The organism is Agrilactobacillus composti DSM 18527 = JCM 14202 (assembly GCF_001436375.1).
GTDB lineage: Bacteria > Bacillota > Bacilli > Lactobacillales > Lactobacillaceae > Agrilactobacillus > Agrilactobacillus composti.
The window spans coordinates 255,334-281,017 of record NZ_AZGA01000088.1; the positions used below are offsets into that span (position 1 = coordinate 255,334).

Sequence of the window (25,684 nt, forward strand, 5' to 3'; positions counted from 1 at the left end):
TTGCTATTATAGCAAACATGCGTTATATGCATGGATAAGATGGCTTATTTGCCTTTTACGCCTAATCATTTCCTTGTTAGACTTAATCTAAAAGCAGGAGGTCAAACTATCATGCAACTTAAACATAAAGCCATCGCCGGCACCTTAGAATCCAGCGATGCCCAAATTATCCTGGCACCAAATGACGGTGGTCTTCATATCGACTTGACCAGCAGTGTCTACGAACAATATGGCACCCAAATTAAACAATTATTGCAACAAGTTTGTCATCGATTAAATATTGAAAACGCTAATATTCGAGTGGTGGATAAAGGTGCTTTAGACTGTACCCTTAAAGCTCGCTTAGAAACAGCTTACTTTAGAGCCATTGATCAAAAAGTTGATATCAACTGGGAGGCTTTATCATGACACCAGAACGCCTTAGACGAACCATGATTTTTTTAAATACCCAACGGGCGGCCCTCGTTAAAGATGCCTTCGTTTATCAACCTGACTGTGTGATTTTTGATTTAGAAGACGCTGTGGCCCAACGGGAAAAAGATGCTGCTAGAATTCAGCTGTACCATACTTTAAAAGACTTGGATTACCAAGGCATCGAGCGTTGGGTCCGGATCAACGCTTTAGACTCAGATTTGTTTCAAGAAGACATTCGCGCAGCGGTCGCCGGTGGGGCCGAGGGCATTCGTTTGCCCAAAACCGAAACAGCCGAAGATGTGCAAATGGTAGCGGATTTAGTGGATCAAGCCGAAGTTGCCTTTAACCGCCCGGTTGGAACAACCATGGTGATGGCCGCTTTAGAATCTCCTTTAGCTATCTTGAACGCCTATGAAATTGCCACCAGTAGTCCCCGCCTGATGGGCATCGCCTTAAGTGCCGGGGATTATACCCGGACCATGCATGCCAAACGAACTGTCAAGGGTTTAGAACTATTCGGCGCCCGCTCACAATTGTTATTAGCAGCCCGGGCGGCTGGGGTCATGGCCTTTGATACGGTCTATACGGATACGGATGATCCCCAGGGTTTCATTGACGAGGTCAAAATGATTCGCGATTTGGGCTTTGATGGCAAATCCTGTATCAGCCCCAAACAAATCGGGATCACCCATGACATTTTCACCCCGGACCCCAAAGAAGTATTACATGCCCAGCATGTGATCCAAGCCGTGCAAGCTAATGAGGCTAAGGGGGTTGGCGTTTTGACTGTTGACGGTAAGATGGTGGATATTGCCTGGGTAGAAGGTGCCAAACGTACCTTAAAACTCGCCAAGGCAGCAGGCAGCTATAGAGGAGATTTAGTATGAAAAATGTATTAGGACGGGATATACCCGCTGAATTTTTAACAGCTGGCCGGGAAGTTTTCCAAGGCCAATATTACCGTGATGGTTACACCTACACCAAACATGCTCCCAGGGTCAATGCTCAGGTTAAACCTGGCAAGGACAAATTACTGCCAGACATTGAAGCTGTTGTTCGGGCAACTGGTCTGCAAGATGGTATGACCATTTCTTTTCACCATCATCTCAGAGATGGGGATTATATCGTCAACATGGTAATGAAAGTCATTCACGAACTGGGGATTAAGGATTTGACTGTCTGCGCCTCAAGTTTAGGCAAGGCCCATGATTATTTGGTCCCTTGTATTGAAGACGGTACGGTAACTAATATTTCCACCAGTGGTATCCGGGATGAAATTGGCGAAGCGGTTTCCGCCGGTAAACTGAAAAATCCGGCCATCATTCGTAGCCATGGGGGGCGGGCCCGGGCAATTGAAGATGGGACCGTTAAAATCGATGTGGCCTTCATTGGGGCGGCCACCAGTGACCCTTATGGCAACGCCAGTGGCAAGGGCGGTAAAGCCGACACTGGGGTTTTATCTTACATGGCCGGGGATGCCCAATACGCTGACAAAGTGGTCATTATCACGGATACATTAGTTTCCAGCCCCAATTTCCCCGCCAGCATTGAAGGGGTAGACGTGGACTATGTGGTCCAAGTTGACGCTATTGGCGACCCTCATAAAATTGCCACCGGCGCCCTGCGGTTGACGTCAGATACTCGGGAATTGCTGATGGCTAAAAATGCTGCGAAGTGTATGTATTACTCTGGCTTCTTTAAGGATGGTTTCTCCTTTCAAACTGGCGCTGGGGGACCTTCTTTAGCCACCACTATTTTCCTAAAAGAATTTATGGATCAGGCCAACGTTAAATGTGGTTGGGCCATGGGAGGAATCACCGAACCCATCGTGGACTTATTCAAAGCTGGTTATATCCATAACCTATTGGACGATCAGGCCTTTGATTTAGCCTCGGTGGCCTCTGCCCATACTGATCCCAAACATTTTGAAATATCTGCTTCCCAGTATGCAAATCCCTTTAACAAGGGGGCCTTTGTAAATCAATTGGATTTCGTCATCTTAGGTGCTTTAGAAGTCGACGTCGATTTTAATGTTAATGTGGTCCAAGGTTCCAATGGCCTGCTCCAAGGGGCACCCGGGGGTCATCCGGATACGGCAGCTGGGGCGACCGTTACAATCATTGTAGCCCCGCTGATCCGTAGTCGTATTGCCACTGTCCGGACAGCTGTTACCTCAGTGACGACTCCCGGTGAAAGTATCGATATTGTGGTCACCGACTATGGTGTCGCAGTGAATCCAAAGCGAACCGACTTATTGGCTGCTTTTAAAGATACCAATATCCCATTGAAATCTATTGAGACACTCCGGGATCTGGCCTATGAATATGCCGGGGAACCAAAAGATATTGAATTTGAGGATCAGGTCGTCGCCTTAGTGGAATACCGGGATGGGACCTTCATTGATGCCATCAAAAAACCTAAGTGGTTAAATTAATTACCTTTCTTCTCATAAAATATACAAAGCAGGTAGCTGACAAAGTATGATTTTTGTCAACTACCTGCTTATTTGGCGATAATTTGGCCCAAATATACCCCACTGGCCGCGGCTTGGGCTAGGGAGTAAGTGGCGCCAGAACAATCTCCAATACAATATAAACCGGGGATGCCCGTTTCAAATTGGGCATTTGTTTTGACCTGGGTTGGATAAAACTTGGCGTCATAACCGTATAACATCGTCTGACCATCTATGGGGGTTTTAGTCACCTGCTGTAACAAGTCTAAAAATTGAATCGCCGGTTTTAGCAGATCAGCATCTAGGGCCGGTCCCTTTTGATAGGCCAAGGTGGGCGAAAGCAACTGGCCCTTGGCAAACTGGGGCGCCACATCCCCTAGGCGTTGGCCAATAACCGTTGAACGATCCTGAAATAGCGCCGTTAAATAAGCCTGAGCCGCTGATGAACTGGCAAAATAATGTGGCTGAAATAAGGTGAAGTTTAAATTAGAAGTGGCGCCATTTTCCCGATAATTCTGGCCATCAGCCATGGCCCAATTATGTTGCCGTTTCAAGACGACCCGGCCATGTTTATTCATACAATAAGTATAGCGTTCACCCCAGCGTAGCTTTACTTCTGGATCTGTTCCCAAAAGCACATCCAAGGCTGTGCCCTGGGTTTCAATGCGACAACCTACATCTACCCGGGTTTGGGTTGAAAAGATACTCAGCGTCCTTAGATTCGCTGCCAGAACCGGGTCAACAGCCACCCCGGTGGCCAGGATGACTTGCTGGCCCCGATAAGTGTCCCCAAGGGCCGTGCGCACCGCAAAGCCCTGGGCTAGCGGGGTGATTTGTTGAACTTTTTGTTGAAATCTAAATTCAATTTGACTGGCCTTTAAAGCTTGATACATATTGCCAAACACAGTTCTTGATAAGTGGGTGCCTAAATGTTGCGTGGTGCAAGCCACACTCACCAAATCCCTTTGATGGCGCAATTGCGCTGGTCGGGCCGCGACGTATCTTAAAGCGTGCTGACCCCCAAAGGTATCTAATGTCTGGGCAACTTTGGCCAACAGCGCTTGGGTTGGTCCCACGCCAATTTTAGCTGCTAAAGCGCCGCCAAAGTCCGGAGCAAAATTATACTTACCTTCAGCCAAACCTAAGCCACCGAAACCTTGATACAGATCCTGGGGGTCCCGTTGGTTAAAATCCGGCCCCGCTTCTAACACCAAGATACGCTTAGCAGTATTTTGCAGACGCAATAATGCAAAAACACTGCTGACGCCGGCGCCAATCAATATATAATCATACATGCCTTGTGCCCCTTTCAAACGGCCATTAACTCATGATAAACTTATTTTACATCCTAAAGGAGGTTGCCCCCATGCGAACATACACCGATAAAACCGAACTGATAGCTGCCATTCAAACCAGCTACCAAAAATATATTGCGGAATTTGCCGGCATCCCCGACACTTTAAAGGACAAACGCATCCCTGACGTGGATCGTACGCCTTCAGAAAACTTAGCCTATCAACTAGGCTGGCTCAACTTATTGTTGCGCTGGGACCAATTGGAACAACAAGGCCAAGTGGTCCACACCCCCGCTCCGGGTTATAAGTGGAACGACCTAGGGGGATTATACCAAAGTTTTTACCAACAGTATGGCCAAGAAAGCCTGCAAACACAAATACAAGCCCTTAACGAAACTGTGACCCGCGTTATCGCCTGGGTGGACACTTTGAGTGACAGCGACTTATTTGAGCCCGGCCAGCGGCAATGGGCCACCACCGCTGCCAAATGGCCCCTGTGGAAATGGATCCACATCAACTCAATGGCCCCCTTCACCAACTTCCGCACCAAAATCCGTAAATGGAAAAAACTCAATAATCACAACGAATTTTAGCTACATAAAAACCCTTTCAAAATCTCAGCGATTTGAAAGGGTTTTAAAATATTATTTTGCCAAGTCAATGTAACTGTATAGCGTATATTTTGAAATATTGAAATATTTTGAAATTTTATCCCCAGACTTGGTAATCAAAAATGCACCCTTATTATTTAAAAATTGAATACATTTGACCTTGTCTTCTTTGCTCATCAAAGCAACGGGCTTGCCAACGCGTTTAACGGATTCTTGAATCAAGTTATCCAACAATTCGTTCACGTCATTAGGGATGACTTCAGGGGTCTCCGGACTGGTATCCTTGGTTTCGCTGAGACTCTTGAGGACATTTTCAGCCATGATGACATTAGAGACATCATAATTAATGGCAAAAATAGCATCTAATTGCCCATCATCATCTTTGAAATATAAGGTGCTTGACTTTAAAACGCGCCCATCAGAAGTTCGAGTTAAATAGTTGATATGATCTTGTAATTCTTCGGGTTTCTTTTTTAAACTCTCTAGAACAACCTGAGAAGGGCCATCGCCAAGCCGACGTGAAGAGACTTGCCCATTTTCAATCATAACAATGGAATGATTCATATCATCACGATCGATTTTATGGATAACCACCTCACAGTTGTCCCCAAACTGATTGGATAAGGCTTTCCCGATCCGACCGAGGAACTGCAACTTTTCATCTGTTAGCATATGGATTAAACCTTCTTTATTTAATTTTTGGCAAAAATATATTTACCATATTATACCAGCAATCCAAAAATTTTGTTATATTTTGTGCTCCAGTAATTGTGATGCAGTGCACAGGCTTGTCTATTCAGTATAACATGCTCTGGCTTCAAAATAAATGTTTGGTGACCAAATTTATTTAAAGGATCGCCAGTTAATTTTGCCTGCGTTGCTAGGCATTGACCCATATGCCTCAGCCACGTCAGCGCTTACCGCTCGATATTAAAATGGGGTAGCACCACCGTTTTTGGATCAGCCTGCCGTTTGGCATCAGCCAATTGCACGGCATCAATAATCTTTTGGTAGCCGGTACAGCGGCACATGTTCCCGGACAGTCCTCGGCGGATCTCAGCGCGGCTCAATTGGGCGTGGTCTTTTAACAATTGGTCACTAGCTAAAACCATACCCGGAATGCAAAAGCCACATTGGACGGCCCCGGCTTCGATAAAGGCAGCCTGGATCGGGGCCAATTGCCCATCGGCTTGGGCAATGCCTTCAATGGTAGTAATTGCCTTACCATCGGCCCAAACCGCCAGGTAGATACAAGAATCCACCGTCCGGCCGTCAATGATCACCGAACATGCACCACACTCGCCCACCCCACAGCCTTCTTTGGTACCAGTTAATTCAAAATCATCCCGCAACATTTCCAGCAGACTTTTGCGAATATCCACGGCACAGGTGACGGCTTCGCCATTTAACGTAAAGTTAATCTCATGTTTCATATCTAAGCACCTCGCAATGCAGCTGTGATATCCCGACCGGGTAAAACTGTGACCAAGTGGTCCCGAAAAGCTTTGCTATCCCGCCAGTCGGTAATATCGTGGGTATCTCGTAAACACAATTGACCAATTTGCGCCAACGTGGCGTCGGTCAGCGCCTTACCCTGGGCATAGGCTTCGGCCACGGGCATCCTTAGCGGCGTGGGTCCAGCGGCCCCAAAGCAAAGGCGCAGGTCGCTGATCTGTTCACCGTGGACCTTCACCAAAGCAGCACAACTTAAATTTGCAATGTCTAAGGCATTACGCCGGGCAAACTTAGTATAGTGCCCGTGAAAACCTTGATAGTCGGCAGCTTTGATTTTAAACCGGGTCAACACTTCTCCGGGCTTCAGGATAGTTTGCCCAGGGCCGCGATAAAAGTCGGCGATAGGGATATCTTTGATCCCATCTGGGCCTTGAATTTCACAGATGGTGTTGTAGGTGAATAATGCCGGGGCACTGTCTGCTGCTGGCCCAGCATTACAAATGTTACCGCCAATGGTGCCCATATGGCGAGTTTGGGGACCACCCACCAACGATACCGCTTGGCTTAACAGCGGGACATATTTTTGAATTAAGGGATCATGTTCAATGGTCACAAAGGTATTTAACGCCCCAATACTTAAGGTGCCATCAGCTTGGTATTCAATCCCCTGCAGTTCCGGAATGCGGGTGATGCCAATTAAAGCCATCCCTGTGAAGGCCGGAACTTCGGCGCGGGATTTGACCAATGTGTCGGTACCCCCAGCCACAATGCGGGCCTTGGGGTCTGCGGCGGCGAGCTTAAAAAATTCAGCCAATGACGTTGCTTCATGATAATCGGTAATATCGTACATTACGACACCCCCTTAGGTGCTTTAGCCGCCTGCAGCGCGTCATAAACGCTTTCTGGGGTCAGCGGAATCGTATCAATACCCACACCCACGGCGTTTTTCACCGCATTGCGAATTGCCGGTGCCGGTGAGCAGGTGGGATTTTCGCCCAAAGCTTTATTGCCATAGGGACCTAAGGGGTCTTTGGTCTCCACAAAAATTTCATCTAAATCCGGTAGATCCATGGTAGTGGGTAGTTTATAATCCAGTAAATTATTATTCATAGGCCGCCCTAAATCATCATAGACCAAGCCCTCATTTAAACCATAACCGGCACTCATGGCCATCCCCCCTTCAACTTGACCAGCGGCCAATAAGGGATTGATGATCTTACCGGAATCGTGAACATTCATTAAACTCAAGAGCTTGATCTTGCCAGTTTGCAGATCCACTTCTACTTCCGCCAAGGTACAGCCGGAGGCATAGGAGTTATTATGAATATTTACCGACGATTCCGCCACCATGGTTTTGGCGGTCTGCCAATCAAAATAAGAGGCCTGGGCCATGTCTTTGACGGTGGTGATCAAATCCCCATCACTCACCGAAACGATGTTGCCGTCCACAATATCCATGAATTCACCGCGAATATCAAAGGTGGCTGCGGCCCGTTGAATGATCATTTTGCGCATTTTTTCGGCGGCATCGCGAATGGCATAACCGGCAATATAGGTCTGCCGAGAGGCATAAGCCCCGGTGTCAAAGGGGTCAGTGTCGGTATCCGTGATGGCATCGCGGATAATACTTTCAAAGGGAACCCCTAAAGTATCTGCCGCCATTTGGGACAAGGCGGTATCCGCCCCTTGGCCAATTTCCGTGGCCCCCACCATGAGTTTAAAGGACCCGTCTGGCAATAAAATCAAGCGGGCCCCAGAAGTTTCTAGACCAAAGGGATAAGTCGCCGTCCCAAAGGAAAAGGCGGCTATCCCCACACCGCGACGAGTTGGACCTTGGTGCTGATTAAAGGCTTTGGCGTGTTGGGCCTTTTGTTGCCATTTAAAGGCTTGTGGGCCTTGTTTCAAACAGTCGCCAATGCGGAAATCTTGTTGTTTGGTATGGCTTAATTCGTTATAAAAACCATCGGGCTGATGGTTCTTCAAGCGAAATTCAATGGGGTCCATGCCGATTTTATCGGCGGCGTCATCAATGACACACTCCAGGGCAAAAATCACCTGGGGCATCCCATAGCCCCGCATGGCCCCGGCGGTGGCAATATTGGTATACACGGTTTTAGCGCCATAATTTAGACTGTTCATTTTATACAAGGCATTGATAAAGGTGCCGCCCTTCCCGCCAATGGCATGACCATGGGAAGCGTACCCCCCTTGATTCGATAACACTTGCATATCTAACGCGGTGATGGTGCCATCTTTTTTGACGCCTAATTTCACATCATAATCAATGGCGTGGCGGGTCCGGGTGTAGGCCAGGGATTCTTCCCGGGTCAAATTGATCTGCACCGGCTTGCCCCCCATGGCCTGGCTCATGGCCACGGCTAAGGGTTCAATGGTCACATCTTGTTTATTGCCAAAACCGCCCCCGATAAAAGGCTTTTTCACCCGGATCAGGGACCAGGGCAGACCATTAGCCTGGGCCACGATACGGCGACAAATATGGGGGATCTGGGTGGAACTAATACACGTATAGCGTTGATCCTCACTTTGAAAAGCGGTGGCGACTTGGTTCTCTAAATGGGCATGTAATTGCACTGGTGTATGTAACTGCCGGTGTAACACAAAATCCGCATCCTCAAGGCCTTGATTCACGTCCCCAAAGCCCACCGCCGTACTGGCAATGACATTGTTCCGTTCGGCGTGGATGCGTTTAGCATCTAGGGCCATGGCCGCCTTTGGGGTCAAGTAAACTGGATAGGTGTCATAGGTCACCTTGATTTTACTGAGGGCCTGTTTAGCAGCTAAGGGCGTTTTCGCGATCACGGCGCCAATGTCATCCCCGTAAACGCGCACGTGGCGGGTCAACATGGTGCGGTCTTCAATGTCCCGCTTCTTAGGTTCCAGGTTCCAAGGATGGCCCGCTGTGGAATATTTATTTTGGGGCAGATCCTCGGGTAAGAGAATCTTCAAGACCCCAGGCACTTTTTCAGCCTCCGAAATATCGTAGCTTGTCACGTAACCATGGGCAATCGTGGCATGTAAAATTTTACCATGCAGTAAGTTCTTAATCGGAAAGTCTCCAGTGTAGTTTGCCTGGCCTTTAACCTTTGCAATTGCATCCCAGCGACTTTCTGCTTGACCAATAATATGCTTTTGAGCCATTGCTATCCCTCCGTTGAAAGATAATATTATTGCAAACAAAAAAATCTTTGTAGGTACGAGTTTGAGCGTATTTTATACTTTTTTCAAAATAAGCGCAAGCTTGTGAAATATTTACCAATTAAATTTTATCATAAAAGCGTTTCCACAACAATGCTAATTCCATAATAAAAACCCACCCGAGGGCGATTGGGCGCCCTTGGGTGGGTAAAAGGAGGGAATACTATTATATATTGTTAGTTCCTTGTTACTGGCTAAAAAATGGTTTTAAATCTTGAACTTGAAGATTGCCTATTTTTTCTTACGAGCTGCCATATCCGCGTAGCGGGCAGTCCGGTCGGCCATATCCTCAGTTGTCCGGTCAAACATGGCCTCGACAACATCTGGATCCTTCTTCACATTATGCAATGCAGCGTAACGTGTTTGGCTTTCCAAGAAACTAGGAATCTTTTCAGTGTCATAACGTTTGTAGTCTAAGCGCATTGGATCTCTGCCCTTTTCGGCCAAACGTGGATCGTAGCGATAAAGTTGCCAGTAACCACTTTCAACAGCGGCTTTAGCTTCTTTAATAGCGTTACTCATACCACCCTTGATACCTTGGTTGATACAAGGTGTATAGCCGATAATAACAGATGGGCCAGGATAGCTTTCAGCTTCTGTGATGGCTTTAACAGTTTGGTTTTGGTCGGCATCAATGGAAATTTGTGCCACATAGACGTTGCCATAAGTGGCTAGCATCATGCCCAAGTCCTTCTTAGCTGTCTTCTTACCACCAGCTGCGAATTTCGCAACGGCTGAAGCAGGTGTTGCTTTAGACATTTGACCACCAGTATTGGCGTACAATTCATTATCCATGACGAAGATGTTAATATCTTCACCACTGGCAACAACATGGTCGATACCGCCAAAGCCGATATCATAAGCCCAGCCGTCACCACCGATGATCCATTGACTGATCTTGGCAAATGAATCTTTGTCTTTCAAAATGTCTTGCAATAATTCGTCTTTTTCAGTTTCCAAAACCGCAGCTAGCTTAGCAGCCCGTTGGCGACTGCCTTCACTTTCATGGGCATGGTCTAACCAGTCTTGCATTAAGGCTTGTGTTTCAGGTTTACCAACTTTGGCAGCTAAAGCAGCTTCAACTTTATGTTCCAGATAACGACGTTTCGTTTGGTTAGCGATAAACATCCCATAACCATATTCAGCATTATCTTCGAACAAAGAGTTACTCCAAGCAGGACCTTGGCCTAAAGCATTTGTGGTATATGGGGTAACTGGTGAAGAAGCACCCCAGATAGAAGAACAACCAGTGGTATTGGCCATTTGCATGTGATCACCATACAATTGAGTCAACAGTTTAATATAAGCTGTTTCACCACAACCAGCACAAGCACCAGAGAATTCTAACAATGGTTTTTCAAATTGAGAACCCTTGACGCTGGCTTTCTTGATGGTATTGGCTTTTTGAGTCAATGTCATGGCAAAAGCCCAGTTTTGAGCTTGTTCTTTTTGAGAATCATAAGAGGCCATCTTCAAAGCTTTCCCACGTTCTGGACAAGCTTCAACACAAAGGCTACAACCAGTACAGTCTTCAATTGAAACTTGGATCCGGTACATCTGGCCGTCGGCACCCTTCATGTCTCTAGTAATGAAGCCTTCAGGGGCTTTTTCCATTTCTGCTTCGTTTGCCACAAATGGCCGAATAGCAGCATGTGGGCAAACAAAGGCGCAGGCATTACATTCAGTACAGAACTTGGCATCCCATTGTGGTACTTCTAAGGCAATGCCCCGTTTTTCGTAAGCAGCGGTGCCCATAGGCATCTTGCCGCCTAACATATGGTTGTCAATTAAGTCTTTAACAGTTAAGTTATCGCCTTCTTGACGGTTGATTGGTTCCATGATGTTCTTCACGTAAGCTGGTTCGTCACCCTTAGCAGCTTCTGGTTTAGCTTCAACGCCAGCCCAGTCTTCAGGAACATCAACTTGAACCAAATTATCAAAAGTATGATCGATAGCTGCCCAGTTCATTTCAACGATCTTACGAGATTTCTTGCCATAAGCTGTTTCAACAGATTCTCTGAGCAATGGTACGAATTGATCTCTTTCCAAGATATCTGTCACATCAAAGAATGCGGTGGACATGACTTGGTTGATCCGACGACCTAAGCCGATTTCACGAGCAATGGCGTAGGCATCGATGATATAGAATTTAATATGATGTTGACCAATGTAGCGCTTGAATTTCTCTGGTAACAATACCCGAGTTTTAGCTTCATCCCAGTGAGTATTCAATAAGAATGTCCCGCCGTCTTTTAAGCCTTTCAATAAATCATATTGGTTCAAGTAAGCTTCGTTAGAACAACATACAAAGTCAGGGGATTCAACATAGTAAGTGGAATTAATTGGTTCATGACCAAAACGTAAATGAGAAATGGTCAAGCCACCAGATTTCTTAGAGTCATAGGCGAAGTAAGCTTGCGCATATTGGCCGGTATGATCCCCGATGATCTTAATAGCTTGTTTGTTAGCACCAACAGTCCCATCAGAACCAAAGCCCCAGAACTTAGCTTGGAAAATGCCTTTTGGTGTTAAGTCCAAAGGCGTTTCTTTTGGTAAGGAAGTATGCGTTACATCATCCACGATACCAACTGTGAAGCGTGGTTTCAATTGGTCAGCAGGTAATTGCAAGTGATCATAAATAGAGACAATTTGATCAGGTGTGACGTTCTTAGAAGCAATCCCATAACGGCCGCCAATAACAACTGGGCGGTTAGGATGACTGAACAAAGCACTTTGAACATCTAAGAGCAATGGTTCGCCTTCAGAGCCAGGTTCTTTAGTCCGATCCATCACGGCAACCCGTTCTACTGTAGCTGGTAATTTAGCCAACAAGTTTTCAGTTGGGAATGGGCGATACAAGTGCATATTGATGAAACCAACTTTGCGGCCTTTACTATTCAAATAGTCGACAGTTTGTTTGATCGTTGGGGCAACTGAACCCATTGCAATGATAACTTCAGTCGCTTCAGGATCACCATAATAGTTGGTCAAATCATAATCAGTGCCCCGCAATTCGTTGATTTGGTTCATATATTTTTGCACGATTGCTGGCATCTTATCATAAAATTGGTTTACTGTTTCTCTAGATTGGAAATAGATGTCTGGATTTTGGGCCGTCCCTGAAATCTCAGGATGGTTCGGGTTCATAGCCCCATCACGGAATTCTTGTAATTGTTTCCAAGGCATCATTGCTTTTAATTCATCATAGTCTAAAACTTCAATACGTTGGATTTCATGACTGGTTCTAAAACCATCAAAGAAGTTCATAAATGGTAATTTGCCTTCAATGCTGGCCAGATGTGCAACAGCGGACAAATCCATAACTTCTTGGACGCCACTTTCAGCTAACATACAAAAACCAGTTTGCCGAGCAGCCATCACATCACTGTGATCGCCGAAAATGCTAAGGGCATTGGTGGAAACAGCCCGAGCGGCAACATGGAAAACGGTTGGTAATAATTCACCAGCAATTTTGAACATGTTTGGAATCATTAGTAACAAGCCTTGTGATGCGGTATAAGTTGAGGTCAATGCCCCAGTCTTTAAGGAACCATGTACCGCACCAGCAGCACCGGCTTCGGATTGTAGTTCGACGACTTTAACAGGTTCGCCAAAGATATTTTTCTTACCGGCAACTGCCCAGGCATCCACAACTTCAGCCATGGTTGAACTTGGGGTGATTGGATAAATGGCGGCAACCTCTGTGAACGCATAAGAGATATAAGCTGCAGCGGTGTTCCCATCCATGGTTTTGATTTTGCGGGATACGTTATGATCCTGCGTATTGTCTTTTGTTTCAACATTTTGCATGTCCATCATCCACCTCCGTGGTTTGCGATTTAAAGCTCGCTTTGAGCCTTGACTAAATCACTGACTAACTTCTTAATATTTTCTGTATCTTCATCGTCTGCATCATTTTCAATCTTGAGGACATCAGCACCCTTTTTAGCACCGGTCTTTTCAAAATCTTCCATGAAGGAATCAGCAGCGTGACAGAAGAAATCTGGATACAATTCACTGTCCCCACTACCAACGACACCGTAGATTTTACCAGACAAATCTTCATCTGCTAAATCATCATAGAAGTCTTCAAATTCACCAGGTAATTCACCGTCGTTATAAGTGTAAGTTGCGATAACGCAGATATCTGCGTCTTCAAAGAAATCTGGATCCACATCGTCGGACATTTCACGTTCAACGTCGACGCCTTGATCCTTAAACGCATCTTCAATAATTTCGGAAATACCTTCCGTATTCCCAGTCATGCTGGCATATACAATTTTCGCTAGAGTCATGATAATCATCCTTCCAAGATTGTCAATATATTTTTTTGTTTCATGTTCCTGAAATTTGAGTGGGTGGCAAACGCTTTCAAATATTGTTAAAAAATACTTGACGCTTAAAAATTTTTAGGGATTAAAATTTTTTTTATCCCCCTTTGTAAAAAATGAGGCTGGATTAAGTTAACTGCTTAACTCAACTCAGCCTCTAGACATAACAGACAGTGCGGCTATACGAACAAACCCTTTTTGTGGCCTAGCATCAGTACAGCGTCTAAGACACCGCCTCCGATGGCTCGGGCTTTATCTGAAATTTGGTCACATGGTACATTGGGTCTGGGATCCACATCAGCAATCTTTAATCCCAAACTCACGAGCGTACCTTCGGCAATTAAGCCGCGGAGCGTGCCAGTGAGTGGCGATGGTACTGCTGTGTCTCCAAGATAAAATAACGTTTCACCTTGCTGAACTTGGGCGCCAATTTCACGCCGATGTCGCATTAGGCCAGCTGCAGGTGCATAAATCACCCGTTCTTTACTTTTCCCAGCAATGACCCCCGGTATCCCAGTGTTAGCTAAAGGCTTCCCCTTTGTGATGATCCGGCCCAAGTTGTGACCCCGCATGGTTTCAATGACGGCATCAACATCCTCAGGTGCGGAAAAACCTGGTCCTAAAGCAATGGTTAAAGGTGCCATTTGTCGATTGGTGCCGAGATTCTTTTTGGCAAGAATCGCATCCACCACGACGGCTGGTTTAAGCATGTGAATTATATCACCTGATGGGTTTACTATAACAGGAATTTCACTTTTTTTCCAGACTTTTTGCACATTTTCTGCTAAAGTTTTTACACCTGTTACATCTTCAACGGTAATCTGGCCATCAGCGATGGCACTTCCTAGGCAAACAGGGCGCCGAATCATCATTGGTTGCGCGGTTTCTAGCATGATCAACTTAAAGCCAGCATGCCATAATTTCTGTGCTACCCCAGTGGCTAAATCGCCGCCGCCACGGATGACGATCAACGTGTCACTGATATGTGGTTCTGCCATAATACTCGCCCTCGTTCTTCTAAAAAGTCAACTGCCACGATTCGATCCAACTGCTGTTTCATCTTTTCGGGCAACTGTGCTATTACTTCGTTCATTTGGTTCAAAGTTGTTACATTGGCCACATGGGTCAACACTAACACCCGACGGCCCCGGGCCTTGGCAAACAGACCTTGGGGATGGCTGATAATACGGGCCAAAACCGCTGGCGTTACCAATTGACCGGGGTGAAAACCACCCCAAGCCAGCAACTTGCTAAAACGGTGCACATTATTAGGATTTAAAGTCAACCCCAAACTTATTGCAGGTAACACCCCAATTGTACACGATGTTTCAGGTAAAATCACGGGTTCTTGCATACTCCAAGCTTTCAAGGGTTTTCCCTTAGAGCCATCTGCTTCAATGAACACCTTATCAAAGTAAGGCAGGTACTGGTGTAATGTTGGGGCCTGGGCTAATTTCAACCCATTACTCGTGGGGGTTAAAGCACCCAGCACACTAACGCCACGACAGCCTTGGAAATCTAAAGGCACAGATAACGGTGTCAACCAATGGTCATAGCTATCACAAGCTGGCGGCCAGATCTTTGTGCTGGTGGTCAGCAAGACCCGTTGATTCGGGTAACTATGGGCCAAATGATTCATTAAGGTCGTTTTACCGCCACAGCCAATAATGGCCACGACTTCTCGGGCGTTTAAATCAAATAAGTGAGTTAGTGCCATTTTTCATACACCTGCTTCGCACCACTGCCAATGATTTTATAAATACCAGCAGTCGTGATGCCATGGTCCTTGATCAGATCAAAGGCTTGTTGCAAGTAATCAGCGTCAACTCGTAAACAAATCCCGCAAGCATCCCCTAATTGACCAGGTAAGGGCATGACTCTTACCGGCAGTTTTTCTGTTTCAAAGAGATGACTCGCCGTAATTGCGTTATGGGTATTGATAAACGTAAATAAATAGGTCATAGAAAAGTCCCCTTTAGGACCGATTATTGAGCTGTCACCACTTTATCCGCGGTATTTAAGGTTTCCACGATGGCATACATGTTCGTAATATCACCAATCGCTAATTTATCTTTGATACCATAAAAATCTAGACAAGTGCCACACGTATTAATTTGAGTGCCTTTATCAGCTAAAGTTTGTAGATCCTCTAAAACATCTGAACCTTCAGTCGTCAACCAAGCACCGCCGTTATAAAACAGCATTTGTTCTGGTGGGGTATCTAATTGTGTTAAGGAATAGATGTAACTTTTAAGCAAAATACTGCCCAGCTCATCATCGCCCGTACCCAGTGTTTTAGAACCAAATGCGTATACAGAGGCGACGATCGAGCCGTGCGCTGCCGCTTTTTTCAGCATATCTGCTGTTGCGGTTATATGTACGGTCCGAGTTTCACCTTCTGTGTCAGAACTAACTTGATACCCATTGCCATTTGCCATTTTAGAAATATTCTTAACAGCCACATCATTGTCTACAACGACATCAACTTTGCCACCATCAGGGGTCAAAGACTTGATGGCCTTTTTAGCGGCAATAACTGGTAAAGGACAGGTTTGATTTAGAGCTTCTACTTTAACTGTTTTCATAAAAAGTGCACCTCTATAATAAGATTATGGGTTGAGCTTCCCGATCAGCGACCATGCCGACAATTCTTGCCACTGGATCCGTGACATGAATTGCTGCTAATAAATCAGCAGCATCTTCGGCAGCTACACTGATTAGAAGTCCCCCGGAAGTTTGTGGGTCAAACAATAATTCTTGAAGCGCAGGGCTGATCGCATCTAAATCGACACGGTCACCAATTTGTTCCCGATTCCGTTCGCCACCAGCTGTTGTCAAATACTCTTTGGCAAAGTCTAACGCGTCCGGTAGAATCGGCACTTCACCGGTGTCTAATACTAAAGTATGGTCGTCACCGGCCATCTCCAGCCCATGGGCTAAGAGCCCAAAACCGGTGACGTCTGTGCAGGCATGAACTTGATACTGTCCAAAATTAGCGGCAGCATACTTGTTTAATTGTTGCATGGACGCAATGGCAATTTCAGTCGCTTCAGCATCCCCGACTTTTGCTCGATCAGCTGCTAAAATGATCCCCACACCTAACGCCTTGGTTAAGATTAAAGCATCACCAGTTTTAGGTGTGTCATTGCGGATTAAATGCCGCGGGTCCACTTGACCAGTAACCGCTAAACCATATTTAGGTTCATGATCATAAATAGAATGACCACCAGCTAAAATGGCGCCGGCTTCTTGGATCTTGGCTGCTCCCCCTGCAAGAATATCACTTAACGCCGATTTGGGCAATCGTTCTGGAAAACAAGTGATGTTTAAAGCTAACAAGGGCTTGCCCCCCATGGCATAAATGTCACTTAAGGCATTGGTTGCGGCAATTGTGCCAAACACATAAGGGTCCTCGACCATTGGTGAAAAGAAATCCACTGTATTGACCAAAGCTTGATCTGGGGCAGTTTGATACACTGCGGCATCATCGCCCGTGTTAAACCCGACCAATAAATTTGGATCTTTAGTCGTTGGTAACGCCTTTAAATAATCTGTTAAATCTCCGGCTGCAATTTTGGCCCCGCAGCCACCAGAGGTACAACTTGCTAAAAAATCTTCCATTACTTGCCGCCTTCTTTCAAAACGGTTGCTAAAACTGTCAACGCTTGATCTAATTCTGCTTGGGTCGTGGCATAGCCAAAGCTAAAACGCACGGTCCCGCCTGGAAAAGTCCCAATATTACGGTGAGCGATCGGTGCACAATGCAAGCCACAACGGGTAATGATGCCATCTTTTTCATATAAGGCCCCACCTAAAACCCCGGGGTCCCAGCCCTGACCGTTGATGGAAACCACTGGCGTCATTAAAGCCGCCTCATTGGGGCCATAAACGGTCACGGGTAAGTCAGCCAAGCCCTTAAGAAAATAGGCCGTTAAAGCTTGTTCTTTTTGATGAACTTTAGCCAAACCCATCTTCTCTAGCGCCTTTACGCCTGCACCGAGGCTTAAAATACCGATGGTATTAGGCGTCCCTGGTTCAAATTTATCCGGAAGAAAATCCGGTTGTTCATTGGCCGCAGACGCATTGCCAGTGCCGCCAACCAACCAAGGCTTGATTTTTTCAGCCATGCCGTCGGCCAAACAAAAGCCGCCAATACCTGGCAGCCCTAACAAGCCCTTGTGACCGGCGAAAACTACTACATCGGCGTGCAAGGCTTGCATGTCAATGGGCAAGTACCCTGCTGTTTGGGCAGCATCTAAAATCGTGATCAGACCGAAGCTTTTGGCAATGCGAAAAGCTTCCGCCACCGGTTCAATCGTCCCAGTCACATTAGAGGCATGAGTCAACACCAATGCTTTGGTGTTGGGCCCACAGGCCGGTGCAATAGCTTTGGTATCCAAAACCCCCGTGACATCACAAGGTAAATACGTAGTGGTGACACCCTTTTTCCCTAACAAGGTCAAAGGTCGACTCACGGCGTTATGCTCCATGTCACTTGTTAATACTTGATCACCGGGTTGTAATAACCCATTTAAGACCATATTCATGCTCATGGTGGCACTAGCCGTGAATAAAACCCGACTGGCATCCCCCACGCCAAAGAACTTCGATAAAGTCTCGCGAGTATCCAAAGCGATACTCATGGCCTCAACCCCAGGTAATGCCCGGTTTTGATTCTCATAATGATTGTCATTAAGATAAGTCGTCACTGTTTTTAAAACACTGGCAGGCTTTTGAGCCGATGTTGCGGCCCAATTTAAATCAATACTCATAATCTGACCCTTCTTTTATCAAGTTCTTATATTGGCCCAGGGTATCCACATCTTCAAAGGGTCCGGGGGTCACTGGGACACTGATACAGGCTTCAGGATGTTGAGTCCTTATTTGCCGACCCCCAGAATCACCTGTGAGTTGTAATAGCTCGTCTCGAAAATGACTGCCGAAAACCATCGGATTACTGGGCTGCGTTAAAATCGTTGGATACACAATCTTATCTGATTTTGCTAAGAGTAGCAAGGGATGCACATCGCTGACCCGTAAATCAGGCTGATCAATGGCTAAGTAAATGTAAGCATCACCTGTGGCCATCTGGGTCCCTAAAACCACACTATGACTTTGCCCAAGTTCCGGGTTGTGATTCACCAATAGTTTATAGCCCTGGGGCACGTGGGCCTGTTTTAAATCTGCGGGACCAATGACCAACAACCGTTCATAAACTGGCAATTGGGTCACTAGCCGCAACGTTTTATCTAAAAAGGTCTCCCCCCGATAAGTCATGAACAATTTGTTAGCACTGCCCATGCGCTGGGATAAACCACTGGCTAACACGATAGCGCTGATCTTCATGGCATCAAGTCCTTAACTCAAACTTCCAAATTAACGCCGTTTCTTAGCATAAGGTGTGTCACTCATTGGTAACGTATCTCGTAATTGGCCATCTAAGGCATAATAGGCGCCGCCAATAGCTGGTGCTGGTAAAATAGTTGCCAATTCACCCACACCTTTGACCCCATAGGCGATCCCTTCATGGATAGCCCGGCTTTGGACAAAGCGGGTCTCAATTTCAGGTACTTTCGTAGCATCTAATAAGCCTAAAGTAGCATATTTAGCCTTCACGTAACCTTGGTCCATATCGAAGTGTTCAGTCAAAGCATAACCCATGCCCATGACGATCCCACCTTCGATTTGACCAGCAGCAGCAGGTGGATTGATCACTTGACCAATATCATAAGCTGCCACGAATTTACCGAGTTTACCCTTTTCATCTAAGGTCACAACTTCTGAAGCATACCCGTAACCTACGTGGCTGACAGGGTTTTCTTTATCAGAATTGATTGGGTCAGTTCTTGGGTTAAATTCGCCATAATATTCTTGGCCATCTAAATCAGCCAAAGAACGGCCCATATCCAATTGTACCCGTAGTTGTTGGGCAGCAAGTTTAATGGCTTCCCCAGTAATTGTAGATTGTCTGGATGCTGTTGTTGTCCCAGTATCTGGTGTCCGGGTTGTATCCGGATCTTCTACAAGGATCAATTCAGGATCCACATCTAAAGCTTCAACCGCTAATTGGGTAGCAACCGTCGCAAAGCCTTGACCAATACAAGCTGCAGAAGAACGGACATGAATTTTACCGTCTTCTACGGAAATGATGCAACGGCCATAATCATCAAGGCCTACACCGATCCCACTGTTCTTGAAGAAACAAGTGATCCCGGCAACATCGGCAGCTTCAAAATCAGGTTTAACTGATTCCAAAGTTTCTTTTAACGCACAGTTATTAGAAACTAATTGGCCATTTGATAGGGTATCCCCAGGTTCAACTGCATTCAAGTAACGAATGTCCCAAGGACTAATGCCAACTTTCTTAGCGAGAATATTCAAGTTACTTTCGATGGCAAAAGCAGTTTGACAAACCCCAAATCCTCTAAAGGCACCACAAGGTGGGTTATTCGTATATAAGGCATAGCCATCGATATCCACATCTTGATAATTATAAGGACCAGCCGCATGGGTACAAGCCCGTTGCAACACTGGGCCGCCTAAGGAAGCATATGCCCCAGAATCTGCATAGATCACGGCTTTCATCGCCGTTAACTTCCCATTTTCATCACAGCCAGTGGTGAAGTCCATTTCCATACCGTGACGTTTAGGGTGAACCATTAAACTTTCTTGGCGAGAGAAGAGCACTTTAACTGGTTGTTTCAACAGCCATGCTGCCAAAGCCGCATGATGTTGAACACTCATATCTTCCTTACCCCCAAAACCGCCACCTACTAACATAGAGTGTACGTGAACTTTAGGTTTTTCAAGACCGAGCATCCGACTAACTTCCCGTTGCTCATCATAGATCCCTTGGCCACCTGAGTAAAGTAAGATCCCATCTTCACCCTCAGGTAGCGCAATAGCACATTCTGGTTCCATAAAAGCATGTTCATTAATTGGCACAGAATAATGTTCAGTTACCACATATTTAGACTGGGCTAATTTTTCATCAGCATTGCCGCGAATCACATGTTCATGAGCTAAAACGTTCCCTTTTTCATGGATCAACGGTGCGTCTTTGGCCATGGCAGCTTCACTGCTCAATACTGGTGCTAATTCTTCATATTCAATCTCAACTAAATCTTTGATTTCATCTAATGTTTCCTTTGATTTAGAAACAACTAAGCACATGGCATCGCCCACGTAACGGGTAATTCCCCCCACAGGAATCATAACGTCCCAATCAGAGATAAATTCCAAATGGCCGATCTTGTTATTGCCAGGCACATCTTCAGCTGTAAATACAGCAACACAATCAGGATGAGCCAAGGCTTTAGACTTATCAATACTCAAGAACTTAGCCCGTGGATAAGCACTGCGCACGGCAGAGGCATATAACATGCCAGGTAGTGTCATATCATCCACATACTTGCCAGTACCTAGAGTCTTCTCTTTGGCATCCACACGCATCATGCTTTGGCCTAAATGGCCATCTTCTTTTTCATCTGGAATTGGGGTGTCATCCCGCAACATTTGTGCGGCGATTTTAATGCCATCGATAATTTTAACATACCCAGTACAACGGCAGATATTGCCCCGAATCCCTTTTCGAATATCAGTTTCTGTTGGATCTGGTTTCTTTGCAAGCATCCCCACAGCTGAGATCAACATCCCAGGGATACAATATCCACATTGTACTGCACCTGCCTTGGCAAATGCATAGGCAAATACATCTTTTTGGCGTTGGGTAATGCCTTCTACCGTTGTAACTTCTTTACCTTCTACCTTAGATAAATTAAACAAACAGCTCTTAGAGGCTCTGCCATTGATCAAAACTGTACACGCCCCGCAGGAACCCTCACTACAGCCATCCTTTGTACCGGTTAGGCCGAGGTCATCCCTTAGAAAATGCATCAATTTCTTGTCTTCTTCGCAGGTCACTTCCTGACCATTCACCGTTAAGGTATACATATTCACACCGACCTTCTATATTTGTTAACTAATTCACATATATATTATAACATCAAAAGTGCTTGGCAAAAACTTTTTCTGGTCAAAATCACTTTATTTTGTTTGTGTCTGTAAAGCGGCCATAACTTGGCGTTGCGTCGCCCTTTGTTGCACTAATTCCGCGGCTACACTGATGGCAATTTCTTGTGGTGAATCCGCTCCAATGGCCAAACCAATCGGCCAATGGATCCGATCTGTATCTGCCTGTGTGAAGCCCGCTTCACGAAGTGCTCTGGTGTGTAAGGCAATTTTATGCTTACTAGCTAGAACCCCGATATATTGGGCCGGCGTCTGCAGTAATAAAGCTTCTAGGCGCGCATCTGTTTTATGGCTACTCGAAACAACGATGCCATAATCTTGTTTTGTCAGGGGCAAAGTCAAATTAGGTTGTTCAAAATTCACCAATTTCATTGTATTCACAGATGGTAAATACTGTTTGGTCAACAAGCCTTCCCGATCGTCCCAAACTTCTGTATAAAAGTTTAATGGTGGCAAGACCGCAGCCAGTGCACGACCCACATGTCCGGCGCCAAAGATATACACCTTGGCACTGGTACTAATGGGTTCCACGAAATAAGTGGCACCTTGATCTTCATAGCTGATGGCACTGACTTGCAGGCGGTCTTTAGGAATGGTTAGCCCAACGAACTGTAAAGTCTCACTGTAAAAACCCAATTTAACCTGATTTCCCCGCAACTGAAAAATCAACCAGGCGGACTCATGGACACTTTGCTTGATCAAAACCTGTTCCAAGACCTGGTTCGTCAGCGTGTCAGCCGCGGCTAAATAGGTAAACAGCACTTTGGCTTTACCGCCACAGAGCATTCCTAAATCACCGGCTTTTGGGGTCAAGTTGAAATCTTCAATCTTGCTAGCAGCTTGTTGTAACAAAACCATGCCTTCTTGCACACAGCGATGTTCAATTTTGCCGCCGCCGATGGTACCTGCCACATAGCCGGCTTTATCCACCACCATGTGGGCACCTGCCCCTCTTGGCGTTGAACCAGCACTGCTCATGACGGTGACTAACATTAAATCCTGATGGGCTTGCAATCGGTTATAGATCAATTTCGTTAAAGTTTCCATATGAATTCCTTCTCCTGGTTGATTCTAATTGTTAAATCGTCCAAACTATCCTTTTGTTGCTTGCGCTTTTTCTGGTTTTTTAATTATATTCAAGACGAGATTCAAGATAACTGCTAGGATCGTCGTCAAAATAACTTCTGAAGTTCCAAAAACGGTGTTGACCCAAGCTGGGAAGCCAGCTAAGCAATTAGGTGACAAAGCGACACCGACACCTGCTGCTAGAGATAAGCCAACAATACCTACGTTTAATGAAGATAAACCAGCGGAAACAATGGTGCGGATCCCCGTCATAGCTATTGTAGCAAAAACTGAGATCGTAGCGCCACCAATGACCGCATAAGGAATCGTAGTCAAAATAGAAGCAACTTTAGGAACAAATCCAGCAACTACAAGGAAAATAGACGAGAATGTTAGGATATATTTGTTGATAACTTTAGTCTCAATCACTAATCCCACGTTTTGGCCAAAGGTCCCAACGGCTAATCCGCCGAAGAAACTGCCTAAGGTATTGATCAAGCCTTTACCCATAATCGCCCCAGATAGTTCCCGGTCAGTTGGTTGGCGGTCCATCGCACCCATGGTGGTAGCGGTAAACTGGCCAATAGATTGAACGGCATCTACTAAGAAGATGATAGTTAATAGCAAGATCGGAATCAAATCAAATCTGATACCAAAGTGCATTGGTGGGATGACTTGCATGAAGCTGGCAGATTGAACGGGGCCAAAATTGACCATTCCCATGGTTAACGCGAGAATGTACCCCACAATCATACCAATCAAAATTGAAGCTAATTTGAAAAGACCTTTACCAAAGTAATTTAACGTAAACACGACAATAAAGGTTACGATGGCCACCGACCAATTTTGGACTGAACCAAAAGTGGCACTACCGGCACCACCGGCCATATACTTCACCGCCACCGGAAACAAAGATAATCCAATACTTAGTATGACTGTCCCGGTGACTATCGGTGGAAAGAGGATTCGAATATATTTCAAGAAGAATCCCATGGTTAACACAACCAAACCACCGATCAATTGGGCCCCAAAGATTGAACCTATGCCATAACTGCCCCCGATAATCAATAAAATTGGCACCGTGGCAAAACTGGCACCCATCATCATGGGTAGGCGGGAGCCGAAGCGGCGAAAAATTGGGAAGAGCTGAATCAAAGTAGCAATCCCGGCCATGATCAAACTGGTTTGAATGATCAAAGTCGTATCACTGCCACTAAGCTTACAGGCTTTGGCAACCATAATGCCGGGTGTTACAATACCGGCAATAGCTGCGGCCACATGTTGTAGACCCAGGGGTGCCAGCTCTTTAAATGAAACTTTCGCATCATAGTTGAATAAACCTTTAGTTTTCTTGTCTTTTGGCATGGTTTTGGCCACACCGGCTTCATCTGCTGATTGACTTAAGTTTACACGCATCGTCAAAATCCTTTCCTCGTTAAAGGGCAAAAGTGCGTCTCACGACTATTTAACGGCGACGGCCTCTATTTCAAAGAGGCCATTGCCAGGCAACTTAGCCACCTCAACACAAGAACGTGCAGGTAATAATTCTGTGAAATAACGAGCATAAATATCATTAATGGTGGAGAAATCCGCCATATTCTTTAAATAAATTAATGTTTTAACAACATGCTTAAAATCTAACCCGGCTTCATCTAAAACCCGGCCCATGTTATCTAATGCCATAACGGCTTGGGCAGATACATCAGCGCCCATTTCGCCGGTCTTAGGATCAACACCTTGTTGACCAGAAATGTAAAGCGTGTCTCCAGCCATGACCCCATGAGAATAGGGTCCAACAGGTTTTGGTAATTCTTGTGAGTTTACTGGTTTGATTGTCATAATTATACCTTTGCCTCCTGAGTTTGGGTTGAAATGATGGTACCGGTGTCACCGGCCAAACCATCTTTAGCTTTTTCTAATAATGTGATCAATGTCTTACGGCCTGGTTTAGATTCAGCAAATTGAATCCCTGCTTGAACCTTCGGTAACATAGAACCAGGGGCGAATTGGTTTTCTTTGATATATTGGTTCATATCGTCAACGGTGACGTTGCCCAATTCTTTTTGATCTGGTTTGCCAAAGTTAACGGCCACATGTTCAACGGCTGTTAAGATGACCAATAAATCAGCATCGACTTTTTCAGCCAACAAAGCGCTACAGAAATCTTTATCAATAACGGCTTTAGCACCCTTTAAATGGTTATGGGGTTCTTTGGTAACGGGGATGCCCCCGCCACCACAAGCGATAACCGTTTGTTTGGCATCGATCAAAGCATTAATGGTATCAATTTCAACGATTTCTTTAGGCATTGGTGAGGCTACCACTTGACGCCAGCCGCGGCCAGCATCTTCCATGACAGACTTGCCTTCTTCGGCAACTAATTTATCTGCTTCTGCCTTAGTCATGAAAGCGCCAACTGGTTTTGTTGGCTTTTTGAAGGCTGGATCGTTTTGATCAACCACAACTTGGCTGGCCACAGTGGCTACCGGTTGTTTGATTCCCCGATTCAACAATTCTTCTTTCAAAGCGTTTTGCAGATCATAGCCAATGTAAGCTTGACTCATGGCAACACAGACAGATAACGGAATTTCCGGATATTTTTCCGGATTCGTTGCTGTCAAACCGTCCATTGCTAGACGGATCATACCAACTTGTGGGCCATTACCATGGGAGATAATGACTTCATAGCCAGCTTCAATTAAATCGACAATGGCTTTGGCAGTAGATTTCACTGCAGTCATTTGTTCATGTAAGTTATTGCCTAGGGCATTACCCCCTAGAGCGACCACGACACGTTTCATATAGGTTCCTCTT

General features: G+C 45.7%; 23 protein-coding genes. 4 read left to right on the forward strand and 19 right to left on the reverse strand.

The window, feature by feature from the left end; genetic code table 11:
* Positions 1-111 precede the first annotated feature (111 nt).
* From citD to citF, 3 genes are read left to right on the forward strand one after another with little or no spacing between them, the layout of a single operon-like run.
* Positions 112-408 (forward strand): citrate lyase acyl carrier protein, encoded by a 297-nt coding sequence (citD, locus tag FC83_RS16355; RefSeq protein WP_035450624.1) that lies wholly within the window; start codon positions 112-114, stop codon positions 406-408.
* Entirely contained in the window at positions 405-1,301 is an 897-nt protein-coding gene (locus FC83_RS16360) for an aldolase/citrate lyase family protein (RefSeq protein ID WP_057003034.1), read from the forward strand. Before citD ends, FC83_RS16360 begins: the two co-directional genes overlap by 4 nt.
* The gene (citF, locus tag FC83_RS16365; RefSeq protein WP_035450622.1) at positions 1,298-2,848 is read left to right on the forward strand and encodes a citrate lyase subunit alpha; all 1,551 of its coding nucleotides are present in this window, start codon (positions 1,298-1,300) and stop codon (positions 2,846-2,848) included. Before FC83_RS16360 ends, citF begins: the two co-directional genes overlap by 4 nt.
* Before the next feature lie 68 nt (positions 2,849-2,916).
* Here citF and FC83_RS16370 read toward each other — a convergent pair whose 3' ends face one another.
* Positions 2,917-4,161 carry an FAD/NAD(P)-binding protein gene (locus tag FC83_RS16370; RefSeq protein ID WP_057003035.1) on the reverse strand — a complete coding sequence of 415 codons (1,245 nt, stop codon included), beginning with the start codon at positions 4,159-4,161 and terminating at the stop codon, positions 2,917-2,919.
* Between the two features lie 71 nt (positions 4,162-4,232).
* On the opposite strand from FC83_RS16370, the gene FC83_RS16375 reads away from it, so the two are divergent.
* Positions 4,233-4,754 carry a ClbS/DfsB family four-helix bundle protein gene (locus FC83_RS16375; protein ID WP_035450618.1) on the forward strand — a complete coding sequence of 174 codons (522 nt, stop codon included), beginning with the start codon at positions 4,233-4,235 and terminating at the stop codon, positions 4,752-4,754.
* A 51-nt stretch (positions 4,755-4,805) separates the two neighbouring features.
* Here FC83_RS16375 and FC83_RS16380 read toward each other — a convergent pair whose 3' ends face one another.
* From FC83_RS16380 to arcC, 18 genes are all read right to left on the reverse strand, one after another.
* Positions 4,806-5,444 carry a helix-turn-helix transcriptional regulator gene (locus FC83_RS16380; protein WP_035450616.1) on the reverse strand — a complete coding sequence of 213 codons (639 nt, stop codon included), beginning with the start codon at positions 5,442-5,444 and terminating at the stop codon, positions 4,806-4,808.
* A gap of 245 nt (positions 5,445-5,689) precedes the next feature.
* Positions 5,690-6,205, reverse strand: a complete 516-nt coding sequence (gene xdhC, locus FC83_RS16385; protein ID WP_057003036.1) for a xanthine dehydrogenase subunit XdhC — start codon at positions 6,203-6,205, stop codon at positions 5,690-5,692.
* Between the two features lie 2 nt (positions 6,206-6,207).
* Positions 6,208-7,077, reverse strand: a complete 870-nt coding sequence (xdhB, locus tag FC83_RS16390) for a xanthine dehydrogenase subunit XdhB (RefSeq protein WP_035450615.1) — start codon at positions 7,075-7,077, stop codon at positions 6,208-6,210.
* Positions 7,077-9,386, reverse strand: coding sequence for a xanthine dehydrogenase subunit XdhA (xdhA, locus tag FC83_RS16395; protein WP_057003037.1), 2,310 nt, complete (start codon positions 9,384-9,386; stop codon positions 7,077-7,079). Before xdhA ends, xdhB begins: the two co-directional genes overlap by 1 nt.
* 288 nt (positions 9,387-9,674) lie before the next feature.
* The gene (gene nifJ, locus FC83_RS16400) at positions 9,675-13,253 is read right to left on the reverse strand and encodes a pyruvate:ferredoxin (flavodoxin) oxidoreductase (RefSeq protein WP_057003068.1); all 3,579 of its coding nucleotides are present in this window, start codon (positions 13,251-13,253) and stop codon (positions 9,675-9,677) included.
* Positions 13,254-13,282: 29 nt separating this feature from the next.
* Positions 13,283-13,738: a flavodoxin gene (locus tag FC83_RS16405; RefSeq protein ID WP_035450613.1), complete on the reverse strand. Its 456-nt coding sequence runs from the start codon at positions 13,736-13,738 to the stop codon at positions 13,283-13,285.
* Positions 13,739-13,953: 215 nt separating this feature from the next.
* A complete protein-coding gene (gene yqeB / locus FC83_RS16410) occupies positions 13,954-14,772 on the reverse strand; it encodes a selenium-dependent molybdenum cofactor biosynthesis protein YqeB (RefSeq protein WP_035450612.1) in 819 nt (272 codons plus the stop codon).
* Entirely contained in the window at positions 14,742-15,491 is a 750-nt protein-coding gene (gene yqeC / locus FC83_RS16415; protein WP_035450611.1) for a selenium cofactor biosynthesis protein YqeC, read from the reverse strand. The genes yqeB and yqeC overlap by 31 nt, the downstream gene beginning before the upstream one ends.
* The gene (locus FC83_RS16420) at positions 15,482-15,736 is read right to left on the reverse strand and encodes a putative Se/S carrier protein (RefSeq protein WP_035450610.1); all 255 of its coding nucleotides are present in this window, start codon (positions 15,734-15,736) and stop codon (positions 15,482-15,484) included. The genes yqeC and FC83_RS16420 overlap by 10 nt, the downstream gene beginning before the upstream one ends.
* 23 nt (positions 15,737-15,759) lie before the next feature.
* Complete coding sequence (gene yedF, locus FC83_RS16425; RefSeq protein ID WP_035450609.1) at positions 15,760-16,359, reverse strand: sulfurtransferase-like selenium metabolism protein YedF; 600 nt, start codon at positions 16,357-16,359, stop codon at positions 15,760-15,762.
* A gap of 13 nt (positions 16,360-16,372) precedes the next feature.
* The gene (selD, locus tag FC83_RS16430) at positions 16,373-17,395 is read right to left on the reverse strand and encodes a selenide, water dikinase SelD (RefSeq protein WP_057003038.1); all 1,023 of its coding nucleotides are present in this window, start codon (positions 17,393-17,395) and stop codon (positions 16,373-16,375) included.
* Entirely contained in the window at positions 17,395-18,546 is a 1,152-nt protein-coding gene (gene sclA / locus FC83_RS16435) for a selenocysteine lyase SclA (protein WP_057003039.1), read from the reverse strand. Before sclA ends, selD begins: the two co-directional genes overlap by 1 nt.
* Positions 18,536-19,120, reverse strand: a complete 585-nt coding sequence (locus tag FC83_RS16440; RefSeq protein ID WP_035450605.1) for a nucleotidyltransferase family protein — start codon at positions 19,118-19,120, stop codon at positions 18,536-18,538. Before FC83_RS16440 ends, sclA begins: the two co-directional genes overlap by 11 nt.
* Positions 19,121-19,150: 30 nt before the next feature.
* On the reverse strand, positions 19,151-21,727 hold the full coding sequence (xdh, locus tag FC83_RS16445) for a selenium-dependent xanthine dehydrogenase (protein ID WP_057003040.1): 2,577 nt from the start codon (positions 21,725-21,727) through the stop codon (positions 19,151-19,153).
* A 93-nt stretch (positions 21,728-21,820) separates the two neighbouring features.
* Positions 21,821-22,852, reverse strand: a complete 1,032-nt coding sequence (locus FC83_RS16450) for an XdhC family protein (protein WP_052004409.1) — start codon at positions 22,850-22,852, stop codon at positions 21,821-21,823.
* A 45-nt stretch (positions 22,853-22,897) separates the two neighbouring features.
* Positions 22,898-24,235, reverse strand: a complete 1,338-nt coding sequence (locus tag FC83_RS16455) for a nucleobase:cation symporter-2 family protein (protein ID WP_035450753.1) — start codon at positions 24,233-24,235, stop codon at positions 22,898-22,900.
* 96 nt (positions 24,236-24,331) lie between these two features.
* Positions 24,332-24,709 carry a Rid family detoxifying hydrolase gene (locus FC83_RS16460; protein ID WP_057003041.1) on the reverse strand — a complete coding sequence of 126 codons (378 nt, stop codon included), beginning with the start codon at positions 24,707-24,709 and terminating at the stop codon, positions 24,332-24,334.
* A 2-nt stretch (positions 24,710-24,711) separates the two neighbouring features.
* Entirely contained in the window at positions 24,712-25,671 is a 960-nt protein-coding gene (gene arcC / locus FC83_RS16465) for a carbamate kinase (RefSeq protein WP_035450603.1), read from the reverse strand.
* Between the last annotated feature and the right edge of the window lie 13 nt (positions 25,672-25,684).